The sequence below is a fragment of the Paenibacillus sp. Negev47 genome (genome assembly GCF_058313655.1).
In genome coordinates this window covers 3,339,042-3,355,398 of sequence record NZ_CM177754.1, presented here as the reverse complement: position 1 = coordinate 3,355,398, position 16,357 = coordinate 3,339,042, and the positions used below count along the sequence as shown (strand labels likewise).

The window sequence follows — 16,357 nt, the reverse complement described above, 5'->3', positions numbered from 1 at the left end:
ATTTTCTGCAATGGATTGTAATCTTTAGGGTATTGGAGTATTATGCTAAACAGATATATCTTAAAGATACATCCGATGCGAGGAGAGGCGTATGAAAAGAATTAATACTACCCATTTTGCCATACTCGGTTTACTTCGTATTAAGCCCATGAGCGCTTATGAGCTTGTTAAGTTTTCGAAGGAAAGTATCGGCCTATTCTGGAACGAATCCTATGGACATATTCATAAGAGCATCAAACAACTGGAGCTAGATGGCTCTGTGTCGGTTGTGGAAGAAGCAGAGACGGGAAGACGTAAAATCGTCTACGGCATTACGGAACAGGGATGTGACCAACTTGATTCATGGTTAACAGTACCGCCTGAGGAATCTGTGATGAGGAACGAATTGCTTATGAAAGTCTTTATCTCCGATGAACGCCATTTCCCTCAATTAGTTACTTTTCTCGAAGAAGAATTAGTAGCGAGTAAGCAGTTAATGACGATGCTTGCAGGAATTAAAGACAGTGTTCCGGATAGGGAAAGCAAACAGGTACAGCTCTGGTTGTTGACCCTAGACTATGGTGAGCGATATCTTCGAATGACCATCGAATGGTGTCAACATGCGTTGATAACATTAAATCACCCAAACGGGGGGCATGAAAATGAGTCATAAACGACGGTTCAACATCGTTCCCATTCTGTTAATCACGATCGTAGTGGTCGCTTGTGCCCCACTCCTGCTGTGGATTAGAAGCAGTCCGCCCCTCGGACTAAAGATATTCCAGAGCAATGTGTATAATCTAGAGATTAGTTATCAAATCACGGTATTGTTATTGGCTGTTATCGTGATTGGCATTGTATATGGGATGGCAGGTAAAGATGGGCTTGCGTATTTAAACCTTAAAAAGCGAGATGGGAAGATTCGGCCTGAAGCGTGGATTGGCATTAAACCAAAAGAAACGGAGACGTGGAAAAACTTAGGTGTAAACTTTGCGATCGTGATTACGTTGGTTACAGCTGTCGTCATCTACTTCCAAGTGGTTTATGGAGGAAGCGTCAGCCTAGAGTTATATCCTGGGGTAATACTCATCCTTGTTTTTGCGCTTATGAATGCTTTTTCAGAAGAAGTCATCTTTCGGTTTTCGTTTGTTGCCGTTGTTAGCAGATATGGATTCTCCCCGTATGTAGCGCAAGGATTAGCAGCGGCGATCTTTGGTGTGGTTCATTATTTTGGAAATCCAGGCGGGATACCGGGTGTATTGATGGCTGCTTTTATCGGATGGTTCTTAGCCAAATCGATGTTAGAAACGAAAGGATTCTTCTGGGCGCTGACGATTCATTTCTTGCAGGATGTCGTTATATTCAGTGCCTTGTTTATGAAATAACTACTCAAAGGCATAATGGCCATTTCCGTCCGAAAGGTGGAGGAGGCCGTTTTCCGTTTGATTAGAATGGGGCGTGATATTGGTGTCGCTGAAGATATTGCCCAAGATGTAATACTCATGTGCTGCAAAAGTGGCCAGAAATGGGCGTTCCCGATAATCCCAGGCGCTTCGCTGATGACCGCAGCCAAAAGACGTGAGACCGATATGATGAGGATAGCAATTGGGCTGCTTACTGTTGTAAAAGTTCTGTTTGTGGACTATTAGGTTTCTAAGGTGCAATAGCCAAAGCCAGTATCCGTATGATTATGCATCGTTCTATTATTTAATCTTGATACGGTAATAGTAGTCTTCGCTCATTTGCTTGATAACGTCTTCACGTTTCATTTTAACGCTAAGGTGAAGTCCAGATTTATGCCGCCAAGGAAGGACTTGCTATCCACGGAAGTAACAAAGTCATATTTCCCCTCTGATGTCAGAATTTCTACTGCATCATTTTTAACAAGAGGAAATCTTTTTCCGGATTTGTAATGGAGATCGTTTGGTTTGCTCCATTCCACTTGACTTCGTAACCAAGTGACTCACCGACCAGCCGGAGTGGTACATACGTTTTTCCATTATAGGAGATTGGCGCATCTGATGGCGTCCCGATAACTCGACCCTCCAAGAGCATCATAATTTGCGGAGACAACTGGGCAGTATCTGTTTCCCTGCTGCCCAGACAGTTGTAGGAATGAGCAGTCCAGCTGCAAGGACCAGGCTCACTTTCCATCGTTTCTTCATATGTATCCTCCTTATAATATTTAATATCCTCTTATATTTTGGTTCTTTCACAATTTATGGAGCTGGTGGGCATAATTAATCTGTGATTATTTTGAGTATTATTTTGTAGTGATTTGTTCGATTACAATGTTAAAGAGAAAACTTACAATATATGCTAGTATTGAATAGAATACATTTATATAAGTGAGGAGAGGGAAGCTTGGTGAAACAACTGATCGTCGGAGACGCCATGCAAGAACTGGCCAATACTCGTCGCATTCTAGAGCGCTTGCCCGAGGAGTATTTGACGTGGAAGCCGCACGTGAAATCGATGACGTTGGGCGGGCTGGCCACGCACCTGATTAACCTGCTGAACTGGCAAGTCGCAATTTTTCTTTACCCGGAATTCGATCTTTCGACGGTACCGCTTCGGCGGGAAGCTTTGAAGAGACGCGCAGATGTGCTGGCAGAATTCGACGCGAACGTCGTCAAGCTTGATAAGCTGTTAGCCGAATGCGACGAGAAAACGCTCGGCGAGCACTGGACCTTGCGGAACGGCGACCATATCATCCTGTGTCAACCGCGCGCGATCGCGTTTCGCAGCTTCGGATTAAGCCACATGATCCACCACCGGGCGCAGCTCGGGGTTTATTTGCGGCTTCTCGATATTCCGGTGCCGGGCCTCTATGGACCCTCGGCAGACGAGGAATACAAATGAACTAATGCTCACCAAACAGTCGCAGGATACCGACATGACCGTCGGTATTCTGCGACTGTTTTCTATTGATGAACGTTTTCACAGGGCATAACAGATGATTTACTCTCCCGCTCATATTATTTAATCTCCGAGGAAAAACGGTCAATGAGCATGTTCCAGAAGAGACGAAGCCAAGGCGTAAGTAGTTTGTTACGATGCCTCACCGCATAAATCGTTCTGATCGGACTCCAATTCGGAAGGGCACAAGACATGATTTCCCCTTTGGCAAGTTCTTGAATAATGGAAGCTTGTGAAACCATTCCGATCCCCATATTTTGGCGAATCATTGATTTCAATGCTTCCGATCCCGAAACTTGCATAATTTCTGTAAACCGAACACCATTTTCGATAGCCCATTCGTTAATGATTGTCCGGCTGCTTGACCCTTCTTCGTGGGCAATCAGTGGAAGACTTTGCAAGTCGTGCGGTTCAACCTTGGATTTGGCAGCAAGAACGTGTTCCGGGTGGAAGATGATGATGAGGTCATCTTTCATCAAGGGTTCATAAATCAAGTCGGGATCATCCGGTTCCGTATGTGAAATGACACCGACATCCAGGTCATAAAGTTTTATTTTCTCTACGATTTGAGCAGCTGGTTTAACGTCGAGGCTTAAATAAATATCATGCTCTTGTCTGAATACTGACAACAAATCAGGGAGGATATAGGTAGCAGGCGTATGTGTGCTTCCAATTCTTAAGTGTTCGGCCGCTGTCCCTTTGTGATTCTCCAGCGTTCGGCGCATTTCGTCATCCAAAGCCACAATTTGCTTGGCGTAGTGGTACAAGGATTTGCCGGCTTCAGTCAGTTTAATGACATGATAGGTTTTGGTATGGAACAACGCCATCCCAGCGTCCTCTTGTAGCTTGTTTAGATGAAATGTCACCGTAGGTTGTGTAATATTTAGCTTCTCTGCAACCAAATACAGTTTTTGCAAGTTAACGACATGCACGAACACTTTCAACTGTTGCAAATTCATGTATATACACTCCTTATACCCTCAACATAGATAATATCTATCATATCATACAATTGATTAATATCATTTAAAACAACTTTAACTTTAACATAATATGAATCTCCAACAACTCCTTTAGGATAGATAGTAGATCTTAAATAATATCTTAGGGGGAAAAACATGAATAACGTTTGGAAAAAGCGATTAAGTGGATTAAGTCTTGCGTTGGTGCTGATGATTGCTGGATGTGGTGGAGGAACGGGTACGAATGGAAATGCTTCTGCAGGAGGTGCAGAAACTAACGTCTCCTCATTTCAAGAGACAGCGAATCTGAATTCTTCCAATGAAGATACTGGGAAAACGATCTATTTGTATGGCAATGATTTTGTCGATATCGTAGCTCCCGAATTTGAAAAGCAAACGGGCTACAAAATTGAAGCAGTCCATTATGGCGGGGGAGAGGCGTTAGCCAAAATTGAAGCAGAACAAGGTAATCCTCAGTGGGATGTTGTCATGATGGACGGACATGGTTCCATTCGAAATCTGGCTGACAGAGGGTTCCTCATGACGGATTGGACACCTGGAAATATGGATAACCTCAGTGAGTATGGAGAATCGCTCGTTCCTGAGGATCATGCTTACACTCCAGTTACCATTCATGCATCAGCCGTCATTGCCTACAACACCAATCGTCTGACTGAGGCACAAGCACCAAAGACATGGGAGGAATTTTTCAATTATGAAGGTACAGCCGGACAAGCCGACCCAGCAGTGGCCGCTCCCGCATACCCGCTCGTTTCCTCACTTTTTTATCATTGGAGCATTCCTGAGGCCGAACAAAAGTATGGACAAATGATGAATAAGGGATTGAGAGTTTATCCCAAGAACGGCCCATTAGGAAGTGCATTAGTTTCCGGTGAGATTGATATTGCCGCTTTACAAGAGAGTAACGCATATGATCTAAAGCAATCCGGCGAGCCAGTGAATCTCATCTGGCCGGAAGAGGGGGCTCCTGGTAGTCTACGGGTGGCTGCAATCAGCAAATACACTAAAAATCCTGCGGCATCCAAAGCATTTATCGAATTTATGCTTCAACCGGAAACGCAGCAAATGCTCGTTTCGCTGGACTCTTCTGACAGTTTCTTCACACCGCTGGTACAAGGGGTAGAGTCGCGCAAAGACCGTGAGCCCAATCCAACATTCCTGCTTCCTCCAGCCGAATGGTCCGCTGAGCACGAAGTGGACATCAAGACCTGGTTTGCCGACCAGAACGTAAATTAGGACAAATCCAATGAGAAATCCAGGAACTCGTTGGGGAGTTGGCATTGCACTTATTTTGTTCATTGTGATCTTCTTGCCGTTACTCGCCGTTTTGCTTAACGCTTTTCTACCAGGATTATTTTTCGGAGAAATCCGTTTCCAAGGACTGGGGTTGCTTGGCGAGATTTTTAATCGTCCTTTGTGGCGCCAATCCTTGATGAACTCCATGTGGCTAGGCGTGGGAACAGCACTGTTAGGGACCCTGTTTGGTACCTGTCTCGCCATGGTGAGAGCAAGGTGGAATTATGCAGCAGGACGTTTGTTGGACGCCGGTGTGTGGCTTCTGCTGATTATGCCATCGTTTATGCTGGCACAAGGCTGGATATTGTTCGCCGGAGCAGACGGGATCGCAAGCCGTTCGCTCAGTATGGGGTGGGTGACACCTCTCTTGTTTCAACCTATGGGACTTATGTTCATCATGGCTTTAAGCAAATTTCCTTTAGCCTATCTGACGGTGCTAGCTTCAGCCGAGTGGAATGTCAGCCAATACGGGTATGCTGCCCGCTTGAACGGCGCGCGTCCTTGGACGGTGTGGCGGACCGTAGAATTACCACTTTCGGCACCTTCCATCGTTGCTGGAGCCACATTGGTTTTTATTGATACCGTTGGAGACTTCGGTTTGCCTGCAGCATTGTCCACCGTGTATCGTTTTCCGACATTAACGTATTCAATTTACTCCGCCATCTATCAATCACCGGTTCGGTTTGATATGGCGGGTGTACTTGCATTCTATCTCGTTATTTTACTGGGTCTGGCCATGTTCGTGCTCATGATTAGCCTGCGCAAGTCAAGATTTGACTTCCTTAATTCCAGGGCCAGAAAAACGATAAAAGTTAAACCTCAAAAAACCTATCTATTAAACTTGATTACGATCTTGTTTCTAACCATCAGCATTGGTATTCCCGTCGGTAGTAGTGTTTGCGTTTCAGTGATGAAAAAGATGGGCGATGGCTTCGCTTTGCAGAATCTTACGTTAAGTCATTATGCCTCTTTGTTTTCCTCAAGCGTGCCAGATCATACTCGACTGAATTTTTTGGATGGCATGATCCATTCATTATCCATTGCTGCGATTGCGGCAGTGATCAGCATGATCATTGGCTTTATTGTGGCATATGTGCTTACGTTTACACAGTTTCCGATGAAAGGCGGACTGCAGCTATTTTCCATCGTATCTCTTGCCGTGCCGGGAATCGTTATGGGGATCGGCTACATTTTCGTCTGGAATCAAAAATGGCTGGAGTATGTCAACCTTCATCTGTATGGAACGCCTGCCTTACTCGTGATTGCGGTCATAGCCGGAGCAATTCCTTACGCTGTTCGTGTTCAGTTGGGTTCGTTCGGCACCATTTCTTCTTCGGTACTAAACGCGGCAGCGGTGCAAGGTGCGGGAACGATTGGCCGAATGGTACATATCGTGTTGCCTTTGACGCGCCGTTCATTGCTTCTCGCCGTATTGGCGGCTTTCGGCACAAGCGTGTTTGACCTCGCTCTGGCTTCAATGTTACAGCCTGCAAACTATGTCCTGATGCCTCTCGTTATTGATCAGGCTTTTGAGTTTGGTAGATATGGTTATGCAACAGCAGCAACAATCTTGAGTGGTTCAATTCTATTATTCATCATTATTCTCATCCAGATTGCAGGTGAATCTGTATTTCGTTGGAACGATCGGCGCTTACAGAAGAGTGTAGCGATCCGTCCAGCCACAAACCACCGCATGACATATGGAGGTTCGCAATATGAAACCAATTCTTAAGCTTGAAGGGGTTCACAAGTCTTTTGATAAGCAAGAAGTTCTAAGACCTCTATCGTTTGAGATGAACCAAGGTGAACGCATATGCATCCTTGGTCCATCTGGCTGCGGGAAATCTACCTTGCTGCAGCTGATCGCCGGATTGCTGAGAATCGACGGCGGCGTCATTGAAATGGTCGGCCAACCGGTAGATGGCAAGAAACAGTTCACGCCACCAGAGAAGAGACCCGTTAATATGGTATTCCAAGATTATGCGTTATGGCCGCACATGACTGTGCAACAGAACATTGAGTATGGTATGAAGAGGTCCCGAACGGACTCATCGGTAAGAAAGCAGCGATTGGATCATTTACAATCGATGCTGCAATTGGAGGGACTGCTGGATCGATTGCCTACCGAATGTTCTGGTGGTCAGCAGCAACGGATTGGGATGGCTCGAGCGCTTGCCACCGAACCTTCCATTTTGCTGATGGACGAACCTCTGTCCAATCTGGACGTCAAGCTTCGAACTGAAATGCGCAGCGAGTTGGCGAGCCTCTTATCCAATTTGGATACAACTGTGCTTTATGTTACGCACGATATGCTTGAAGCCTTCACTCTGGCTGATCGAATCATGGTGCTTCGGGCAGGGGGAATCGATCAGTTCGCAGAACCCCATCAACTTTTCAACCACCCAAAGACACCTTGGGTCGCCCAGCTGATGGGGTATCACAATCGTCTGAGCGCTGTCTTTACGATGGACGGTTCTGCTGTGCATATCGGAGAACAGGTTATCATCGGACAAATGATGGAACGTGCAACGAGAGGGGGACAAGCCATTGTTATGGCTCACCCTCAACAATTAATCATTTCTTTGGAGCGAGAAGAAGAGACGACGAATCAAATTCAGGTAATAGTGAAACAATCCATTTTCGAAGGTATTCATTGGAGAGTCATCATGCAAACCCAAGATAACCAAAGTGTCCATGGATTCAGCAATGAACCTCTCGAACCCGGTTCGGAGTGCTGGATTCGATTATCACCCAAGCAAACCATGATCTTTCCAGGAGGCGAAGAACCTGGTCATGGGTAGACTGCTTGCCGTGTCCGACGTTCACGGGTACGGACATCTTCTTAAACAATTACTGAATACTGCGGGTTATCGTCCCGATCAGGACCAATTGATCTTGCTTGGGGATTATGTCAATAAAGGGCCTGACTCTTGGGGAACGCTGCAACTCGTACACGAATTAACCTTGAATGGAGCAATCGCTCTGCAAGGTAACAATGAACGGAAATGGCTGGCCTCTATGCCGAGTCTTAATACCGAAAATCAAACTTCAATTGAACATTATCGCGATTTTTTGGAGGGTTTACCGTTGTATTTCTTAAGCGATGGCTTCTTATTCGTCCATGCCGGAGTACGTCCAGGAGTTCCTATGAGAGCTCAAAAGCCTGAGGATTTGACCGAAATACGAGAGCCTTTCTTTACGAGCCCGGCTGATCCAAACTATACCGTTGTTTTCGGTCATACTTCCACGTTTCGGTTCGAGGTGCCACCTTGGGAAATCTGGATAGGTAATGGGAAAGTGGGAATCGATACTGGAGCTGGCCACGGACATTATCTCAGCTTAGTGGATTTTTCAAATCGAAATCGTTGGTATGTGTCCGTGCAAGAACCGTTTCAAGTTCAGTCTGCAGCTCTCACTGAGCTAGAGAAGAACGAGGGAGCAATACAGTTATATCATCAAAAGCCAAATATGTTCTCAGATACAAGATAGAGAGATTCGTATAATTGCAATAAGACATTGAAAGGCTAAGTAGCCTTCAATGTCTTTATTTTTTGTAGCAAGCATAGGGATTGAACTTGGAAATTGCCCAGCGGGCAATGAGTCATATAACACAGCGAACGAAGTTGCCTGCGTCAAATAGCTTGTTGGAAAATATGAGAGGAGTTGAATGAGAAAGATGACAGCATCATTTTCCCTTAAGCTCGAAGGATACGAATGTCCATTTAGTCGTGTTTGGGAGATCGGGGACCTAATCAGGGGCTGTCTAGCCATTTTGAATGTGCTATACTGTATCCAAAAAAGAGGTCTCAAATAATGGCACGATACAAGGAAGAGCAATCCAAACATATTCGGGAAGCACGTAAGAATCAAATTTTAAAAGCAGCGCTAAGGGTGTTTGCGGAGTATGGGATAGAGGGCACGAAGATGGGCATGATCGCCAAGGCTGCTGATTTAAGCCACGGTCTTATGTACCACTATTTCGCGTCCAAAGAAGAATTACTTACAAAAAGTCTGCTCTGGGCAATGGAAGGCGCTGAGCATTTGATCGAGGAGGTTCGATCTTCGTCAGCGAAACCGTTGGAGAAAATAGAACACTTCACCCGGTCAGCCATCACAGCAGGAAGTCATGACGTATTTCGAATGATTCAAAGCTGTATGAAATATCCTGAACTTGATGAAGAGACAAGGAAACTGATCAGCCAGACGAGTGAGAAATATGTATTGTTGCTAGTACCCATCCTTATTGAAGGGCAGACTCGCGATGAAATCGTTAAAGAAGAACCTGAGATGCTTGCCAATCTCTATCTGACGATATTGTCGGGATTGATCGCTGACGATGTGGGCTGGCTTCATCAAAATTTGGACTGGAATATACGAATGCTGCTCAGAGTTATTCAAAAATAAAAGAATCCGCTAGTGAAGTGAATCTACTGCTATCTACACTCCAATATGCTCCCCGCCAATCTACATATCCTGTTTGTAAACGAACTTAGCCTTTTTGCTTTCCTCACTCTTGGAAAGCAAAAAGGAATTTTTTTGTTGACAAAAATTGGCACCCAATTTACCATATTGTTGACTGATTGAGTCAATCAATAATAATTTAAAAAGTGAGGTGCTTGGTTGTTTTGAAAAAGGGAGGAAAGAGCAGACTGCCGGGTCTAAACCCAATATCAAATAAGGAAAGATCGCTTGCCCCTGATTTAGGACGCGGATTTATGTTGCTGCTCATCGTCATTGCTCACGCTCCAATATATTTGTTTACAGCGCAGACGTTTACGCTGACCCGTCCACTTGGAGAGCATTGGCTTGAAGACTTCGTGAATTTGGTTGGCCTGTTGTTCGTGGATAACCGTGCTTATCCGATGTTCGCAGCATTGTTCGGTTACGGGCTGGCTTCTATGGTAACACGCCAACTGGATAAAGGCGTACCTATAATGGAAGTGAAGCGCTTGTTGCGTCGTCGTTCATGGTTATTGATCGTTTTTGGGTTTATACATCTTGTCATAATTGGAGGAGCAGACATCCTCGCCGTATATGGCATTTCCGGTCTTGTTCTCGGATGGATGCTGTTTAAGCCGGTGTGGATGCAGCGTAGGGCTATGATCGTAATTGGCGCAGTATACATGGCTATTATTCCGACTGCCTGGGTAGCGGTATATCCGATTTTGACGGGAGAAGAACTGGACATCGGGTTAACTCCTTCCCACACTTACCTACTTCTAGTCTCGGAGCATATAATTGCATTTCCGATTATGATTCTGATTAATTTGCTGCTCTATCCGATGCTGCTAATTATCACCTTAGGAGTATGGTCTGCCCATAAACGGTGGCTGGATAATCCTGAGCGCTTCCGTCCCCAGTTGAAACGAATGACAATTGGAGGAATTGGTATATCGCTGATCGGAGCACTTCCTTATGCTTTGACTGGTGCAAATATGTGGAATCCGAAACCTGAATTAATTAGTTGGTTTGTAATCGTCCATATCATCACCGGCATTGCAGGCGGATTAGGATATACGGCTCTTATTGCGTTGTTCAGCATATCAGCCCGTCGTACGGCCCCGAGGATGACGGATGCGCTTGCGTCAGTTGGCAAACGATCACTTACGTTTTACATTTACCAGGAAGCGCTGCTTGTCCTCTTGCTCTCGCCAGTCGCCCTTGGATTGGGAGGTGTGCTTAATGGTGCTGGAGTGTTTGCAATTGCAGTGTTGATCTGGTTCTCAAGTGTCTGCCTCGCTGTCTGGCTAGAAAAACGGGGATGGAGCGGCCCTGTCGATGCTTTCCTGAGAAGACTCATCTATCGACAACGGAAAGTATCAGATAGAAGATAATGTTTTTTTTGATAAAGGAAAGTGAGGGAAACGAAATGAAAACGAAGATGGAACAAAGCAACAGAGGCTTCTCCGAAACAGGCCTGCAAAGAATGCACGACGTGCTGTCAGGACATGTCGAGTCCGGGAAGATTCCTGGTTTCGTCGCCCTAATCAGCCGGAACGGAGAGACGCACGTCGAGGCGATCGGCACGATGCGCCATGACGATGGCGCGCCGATGCTCCGGGACACGATCTTCCGGATGGCATCCACGTCCAAGATCGTTACGGTTGCTCCGGTGATGGTGCTGCTCGACGAGTGCAAACTGCATCTCGACGACCCAGTAGATCCATGGCTGCCTGAACTCGCCAACCGACAGGTGCTTAAACGACCAGATGGCCCACTGGACGAAACCGGGCCGGCACGGCGACCAGTTACTGTCCGGGACTTGTTGACCTCCACGTTCGGGCTCGGAGTGGATATGACGTTAATGGGCTCTCCGATCATAAGCGCGATCTTCGAGAATGGGTTATATGACACGCCAGGGCAGGAGATGCCAGAGCCCGATGAGTGGATGCGTCGTCTGGGAACACTCCCGCTCTGCTACCAGCCCGGTGAGCGGTGGCAATACCACATGAGTAACGAAGTTCTCGGCGTACTCGTTGCCAGGGTCACGGGTCAGACATTCGAGACATTCCTGCGCGAACGTATCCTTGATCCCCTAGGGATGAAGGACACTGGCTTCTACGTGCCCGAGAGCAAAATTGACCGGCTGCCTCCCGCCTACATCCCCGATCCCCAGACTGGTGAGTTCATCGTATGGGACGAGGCAGCAGGCGGACGCTACAATAAACCTCCCATGTTCCAAGCAGGCGGCGGTGGGCTGCTCTCAACGGTTGACGACTATCACGCGTATTTACAGATGCTGCTGAACCAAGGAATACATGGGACCGAACGGATCCTGTCCCGGCCCGCCATCCAGCTGATGACAACTAACCGTCTTACGCCCAAGCAACAAGCATTCCGAGAGGACTTGGCAAAAAACAACGTCCATTTGTCACATGGTCAAGGGCAGCACGGAGGCTGGGGCTTCGGGATGGCGGTACGCACCTACCGCGGCGACTATGCATCCATCGGTCAGTTCGGCTGGGACGGCGGAACCGGAACCTCGGCTTATGCCGACCCGGACAAACAACTCACAGGAATTATGCTCACTCAGGTCGGGATGTCCACCCCGGATTCTGCACATCTTATCCACGACTTCTGGACCATGGTCTATCAGGCAATCATCGAAGACTAACTCCTTGCTCCTTGCTCCTTCCTCAAATTTCTCTATGAATCGTCCTTCAACATCAAGTTGTACATTCACCTGAATATGACTTTCATCGAAACTAAGCAGATAGTAGCCTGAATCAGTGGTGTACACGCCACATGTGGACCTGTCAGAAGACAAGAATATGAATACTTTGAAAGTCGCATTCGATGCGGCTTTTTTGTTTGAAGTATATATGTTCTTGTCGTATCTCAATGATAATCATCGGATACATGATCATCATTTTATTTCGGGCTTATCTGGTATTTCCATGAACTGTATGAGTCAGTGAATATAGATGCTGCTGATGATTTGAAAATTGAAGAATGTAATTATTAGTAAACAAACTAACAAAAAGTGATACACTAGATTCAGAGCTACTGATGTTCTTACTGAAAAACAGTATAGGATGATGACATGAGAAAGATATTATCTTTTATGGATTGGGGTATTTTTGCTCTTCGTTTATACCATTACATTTTGCTGTCATCACGGCTGTTTACAGAGAGTGACATGTCGAACCGAACATGGTTAAACGTCATTTGGCTAATGGCAGCACTTATCGTTCCAATGATCTTCTGGTTTCCTCAACGGCGCATGAACAAGGTCTGGTTTTGTATCGCGGAGCTAATGCTGGGTAGTTCTTATTATGTGAACTCTGTTATCCATCCGGAGCTGACTTCCAAAGCAGACTATCTGCTGCCGAGTCTAACAATGGGGTACTTATTGATCAAGAAGACATTCTGGGTCATTCCCGCAATTCTATTCATCCCTTTTATCTTCCAGTCTTATTTAAAGTTACCTTGGGAACAAGCCTTTAGTAGCGGGACAGATAATGTATTATTCTGCTTCATCGGCATATGGGCCAGCTTCGTGGCCAAAGCGTATTACCAAAAAAATGAACTTGTGGTCGAAGTAGAGCAGCAAAATAAGCTGTTAACCCACTACGCTGCTGAAATTGAGAAAATGACTCTGCTTGAAGAACGCAATCGTATGTCCAAGGAACTTCATGATACCCTGGGGCATTCCTTCATCTCAATCATTATGAGTCTTGATGCTTCCATCGCTCTTATGGATCGTAAGCCTGCCGAGGTCAAGGAACGGTTAATTCGCTTAAGAGCACTGGCTGAACAAAATCTGGACGAAATGAGAAGTATTGTCCATGAGATTGGAGAAGAAGCGGAGTCGAATCTTGTACGGCAGATTGAGGCCCATGTGGCCAATTTTCGGGAACATACAGGAATTCTCCTAACGTTAAAAGTACTAGGAACAGAGCAGCACACGCATTTTGAAGTACGACAGGCGATTCTGCGAGTCATCCAGGAGTCTATTACGAACGCACTAAAACATGGAAAAGCGTCTCAACTGGATTTGGAGCTTCAATTTTCCGAATCCGTTTTGCACCTGGTTGTTCGAAATAATGGGAAACCGATTGACAAATTGAAATATGGCTTCGGGTTGACTACGATGAAACATCGAGTTGAGCGGCTGGGGGGCAGCCTGTTTGTATCATCAGAGGTAGGAGATGAAACGATCACCGAAGTCAGATGTGAAATTCCCCTGAAAGGAGTGGGGCTGCATGGGGAAAATTAAAGTATTACTTGCAGATGATCAGGAATTAATTTTGGAGAGCCTACATATCGTGCTGTCCATGGAAGAAGATATTGGAATCGTTGGATTAGCTAAAAATGGGGAGAAGCAGTTCAGGGCTGCCATCAGTTTCTGCCCGATATGGTATTGATGGATATCAATATGCCCGTCATGAATGGCGTTGACGCAACAGCTCAGATCAAAGAGCGAATGCCTATATACGGGATCCGCTATTAAAAATAATGAATACGGGCTTAGTAGCCGTGAAATTGAAATATTGCAGAGGCTTTGTTTCTTAGTGAAGGAACGATCAAGAATTACATTTCAACGATCTACTCAAAACTTAATGTTAAGGGAAGACAAGAGGCAGCCCGTAAAGCCAGAGAGTCGGGAATCATGAATTACTAAGACAAGCCCCCTAAGAAGCCGGTAACTTATATAGTTCCGGCTTCTTAGGGGTATATGACTTTATCATGACAAAAGCGCACTGTCACTTTATGACTTTTTCAGCCCATACTCATAACTATCATCAAATTATAGAGGAGCTGACTCAAGACATGAAGAAAAGATCTGCACACAAAGAACATTCACAGATGGGTGAGAAAATAAGCAAATGGAGTGTGTTTTGGCGCTTTCCAATCATCTGGATGATTGCGGGGGCTATCGGCATAATTCTTGTGGATGCGTCCATCCGACCGCTAGCAGAGCAAGCACCGGACGTGCTTTCTCTGCTGTTGACACTAACGTTGGGCTTTCTCGCCATCATGGTCTATATACTCACCATGAAATATTTGGCCCGTCGGTCCATTCCTGAGTTATCCAGAAAGGGTGCAGGGGTTGAAGCTGTTATGGGAGCACTAACCGGGGCTATGTTAATTGCCTTATCCACTATTATTATAGTTTCCTTGGGAGGTTACTCCTTTCAATGGGTGAACGAGGCGGATACGGTTACTGTTCTAATCGCTTCAATTGAAGCTGCTTTAGGCGCAGCCATTGTCGAGGAACTTATCTTTCGTGGACTAATGTTTCAAGCCATACATAAATTGCTGGGAAACTGGACCGCACTCGCTGTGACTTCTCTATTCTTTGGAATAGCCCATCTTGGGAATACAGGAGCAACATTATGGAGCGCATTCGCCATAACTTTAGAAGCAGGTCTTCTGCTTGGAGCCGCATTTATGTGGCGACGAAACCTGTGGTTTGCCATGGGACTACATTTTTCCTGGAATGCACTTGAAGGTTTGCTTGGGATCCCTGTTTCTGGACACAGTTCAGACGGTCTGTTTATTGTGAAAGTGACCGGTCCTTCACTTCTCACTGGAGGTGACTTTGGACTTGAGGGGTCTGTAGTTCCGGTTATCATCAGCCTTCTGATTACCATTCCCATGCTGTATGGCGCTATTCGCAATCGCAATCTGCCGTCGGGTCGAATTCCGTCTCCAAAAAGTGAAGGCTTCCAAGAATAACCACGAAGATCAATCCAGAAATGATGGACAATCGTGCTGCCGATGCAGAAATTGGTTTTGCATTCAAGACCCGTTTAATCACTTTGTTGATTTCCTCCCTTTATGCTTGTATTAATGGCCTTGCTATTATTGCCTCAGCCAAAGCATTCGGAGCCATCACAACAGCGGCATGGTGCTTTGTAGGTTTTTCAGTCCGATTGATTCCTTTTGAAAGGAGGGCTGAATTACAGAGAAATGGGAAAAGTAGAATATCCCAACTAGGAGGTGTTTACATTTGATAAAGTTTATTGTGACATTCGTTTTAGCGCTAGGGTTAATTTCGTTAATCGAAACTCCAGCTTCGGGCAAAGAATCTCAGCCAATAGCAGACACTAATCAATGTTCGTTGATTCAGCAGGCATTGATAATCGAACTGCATCCTCAAATAATGAGCACTCTTCGTCAAAAGTACCACGACAACTTTTTGTTCGCGAATACCCATGTGTTGCCGATCCAAGGTTCGGACATCCCAGAACTAAAGTTTATTTTGGAGATGACGGTAATGAAAGGAGAACAACCAGAAACAGTTCAAATGACGTTTCGACGAGATGCTCTTAATGGCTATAAGGTAGAGAATATTAAGGTTATTGCTTCTTAGGTACAAGATTGAGATAACGGTATACTTGAAACTTTGGCACAAAAGAAATGTAAAATAACTGCAGCCGTTATTCTCGCTGCTGTTTACTAACGTACTGACAGAAGGATCGTTGCAGTAATGCTGACGATTCTTTTTGTTTACCTATAGGGACGGTAGAGACAGATAATTGGAGAGGCAGCGGAAATATTAAGTGATGCCATCTAAAATTTTGTTGCCAAAATTATCTAACACGTGTTAAATTTACATCAACACTTTAATGGATAAACTGAAAATGGTTGTAAATGGAGGAGCCTGCACACAGCGGGCTCCTTTTGTCTTTTTTTGGCTTAATACTAACGTAAATTCTCAAAAGGAGATGATG

General features: G+C 45.5%; 20 protein-coding genes. 18 read left to right on the top strand and 2 right to left on the bottom strand.

Annotated features, from left to right (window positions below):
• Positions 1-91 precede the first annotated feature (91 nt).
• From AC4G47_RS15065 to AC4G47_RS15055, 3 genes are read left to right on the top strand one after another with little or no spacing between them, the layout of a single operon-like run.
• Positions 92-652, top strand: coding sequence for a PadR family transcriptional regulator (locus AC4G47_RS15065; protein ID WP_491106588.1), 561 nt, complete (start codon positions 92-94; stop codon positions 650-652).
• Entirely contained in the window at positions 642-1,364 is a 723-nt protein-coding gene (locus tag AC4G47_RS15060) for a CPBP family intramembrane glutamic endopeptidase (protein WP_491106587.1), read from the top strand. The genes AC4G47_RS15065 and AC4G47_RS15060 overlap by 11 nt, the downstream gene beginning before the upstream one ends.
• A gap of 57 nt (positions 1,365-1,421) precedes the next feature.
• A complete protein-coding gene (locus tag AC4G47_RS15055; protein ID WP_491106586.1) occupies positions 1,422-1,628 on the top strand; it encodes a hypothetical protein in 207 nt (68 codons plus the stop codon).
• A gap of 217 nt (positions 1,629-1,845) precedes the next feature.
• Here the strand turns inward: AC4G47_RS15055 and AC4G47_RS15050 are convergent, their stop codons facing one another.
• On the bottom strand, positions 1,846-2,133 hold the full coding sequence (locus AC4G47_RS15050) for a copper amine oxidase N-terminal domain-containing protein (RefSeq protein ID WP_491106585.1): 288 nt from the start codon (positions 2,131-2,133) through the stop codon (positions 1,846-1,848).
• A gap of 210 nt (positions 2,134-2,343) precedes the next feature.
• On the opposite strand from AC4G47_RS15050, the gene AC4G47_RS15045 reads away from it, so the two are divergent.
• A complete protein-coding gene (locus tag AC4G47_RS15045; RefSeq protein ID WP_491106584.1) occupies positions 2,344-2,841 on the top strand; it encodes a DinB family protein in 498 nt (165 codons plus the stop codon).
• Positions 2,842-2,957: 116 nt separating this feature from the next.
• Here the strand turns inward: AC4G47_RS15045 and AC4G47_RS15040 are convergent, their stop codons facing one another.
• Positions 2,958-3,857, bottom strand: coding sequence for a LysR family transcriptional regulator (locus AC4G47_RS15040; RefSeq protein WP_491106583.1), 900 nt, complete (start codon positions 3,855-3,857; stop codon positions 2,958-2,960).
• 159 nt (positions 3,858-4,016) lie between these two features.
• On the opposite strand from AC4G47_RS15040, the gene AC4G47_RS15035 reads away from it, so the two are divergent.
• From AC4G47_RS15035 to AC4G47_RS14970, 14 genes are all read left to right on the top strand, one after another.
• A complete protein-coding gene (locus AC4G47_RS15035; RefSeq protein WP_491106582.1) occupies positions 4,017-5,117 on the top strand; it encodes an ABC transporter substrate-binding protein in 1,101 nt (366 codons plus the stop codon).
• A gap of 10 nt (positions 5,118-5,127) precedes the next feature.
• A complete protein-coding gene (locus AC4G47_RS15030) occupies positions 5,128-6,909 on the top strand; it encodes an ABC transporter permease (protein ID WP_491106581.1) in 1,782 nt (593 codons plus the stop codon).
• Positions 6,893-7,978, top strand: coding sequence for an ABC transporter ATP-binding protein (locus AC4G47_RS15025; RefSeq protein ID WP_491106580.1), 1,086 nt, complete (start codon positions 6,893-6,895; stop codon positions 7,976-7,978). The genes AC4G47_RS15030 and AC4G47_RS15025 overlap by 17 nt, the downstream gene beginning before the upstream one ends.
• Entirely contained in the window at positions 7,971-8,666 is a 696-nt protein-coding gene (locus tag AC4G47_RS15020) for a metallophosphoesterase (RefSeq protein WP_491106579.1), read from the top strand. Before AC4G47_RS15025 ends, AC4G47_RS15020 begins: the two co-directional genes overlap by 8 nt.
• Positions 8,667-8,990: 324 nt before the next feature.
• Positions 8,991-9,581: a TetR/AcrR family transcriptional regulator gene (locus tag AC4G47_RS15015; protein WP_491106578.1), complete on the top strand. Its 591-nt coding sequence runs from the start codon at positions 8,991-8,993 to the stop codon at positions 9,579-9,581.
• 311 nt (positions 9,582-9,892) lie between these two features.
• Entirely contained in the window at positions 9,893-11,011 is a 1,119-nt protein-coding gene (locus AC4G47_RS15010; protein ID WP_491106577.1) for a DUF418 domain-containing protein, read from the top strand.
• 47 nt (positions 11,012-11,058) lie between these two features.
• Positions 11,059-12,291, top strand: coding sequence for a serine hydrolase domain-containing protein (locus AC4G47_RS15005; RefSeq protein WP_491106713.1), 1,233 nt, complete (start codon positions 11,059-11,061; stop codon positions 12,289-12,291).
• 429 nt (positions 12,292-12,720) lie between these two features.
• Positions 12,721-13,896, top strand: a complete 1,176-nt coding sequence (locus tag AC4G47_RS15000) for a sensor histidine kinase (protein ID WP_491106576.1) — start codon at positions 12,721-12,723, stop codon at positions 13,894-13,896.
• On the top strand, positions 13,883-14,044 hold the full coding sequence (locus AC4G47_RS14995; RefSeq protein ID WP_491106575.1) for a hypothetical protein: 162 nt from the start codon (positions 13,883-13,885) through the stop codon (positions 14,042-14,044). The genes AC4G47_RS15000 and AC4G47_RS14995 overlap by 14 nt, the downstream gene beginning before the upstream one ends.
• A complete protein-coding gene (locus AC4G47_RS14990; RefSeq protein ID WP_491106574.1) occupies positions 14,035-14,130 on the top strand; it encodes a hypothetical protein in 96 nt (31 codons plus the stop codon). The genes AC4G47_RS14995 and AC4G47_RS14990 overlap by 10 nt, the downstream gene beginning before the upstream one ends.
• A gap of 51 nt (positions 14,131-14,181) precedes the next feature.
• Positions 14,182-14,301 carry a response regulator transcription factor gene (locus AC4G47_RS14985; protein ID WP_458127082.1) on the top strand — a complete coding sequence of 40 codons (120 nt, stop codon included), beginning with the start codon at positions 14,182-14,184 and terminating at the stop codon, positions 14,299-14,301.
• A 149-nt stretch (positions 14,302-14,450) separates the two neighbouring features.
• A complete protein-coding gene (locus AC4G47_RS14980; protein ID WP_491106573.1) occupies positions 14,451-15,359 on the top strand; it encodes a CPBP family intramembrane glutamic endopeptidase in 909 nt (302 codons plus the stop codon).
• Positions 15,360-15,379: 20 nt separating this feature from the next.
• A complete protein-coding gene (locus AC4G47_RS14975; protein ID WP_491106572.1) occupies positions 15,380-15,637 on the top strand; it encodes a hypothetical protein in 258 nt (85 codons plus the stop codon).
• Positions 15,634-15,996, top strand: a complete 363-nt coding sequence (locus AC4G47_RS14970; RefSeq protein WP_491106571.1) for a hypothetical protein — start codon at positions 15,634-15,636, stop codon at positions 15,994-15,996. The genes AC4G47_RS14975 and AC4G47_RS14970 overlap by 4 nt, the downstream gene beginning before the upstream one ends.
• Positions 15,997-16,357 lie beyond the last annotated feature (361 nt).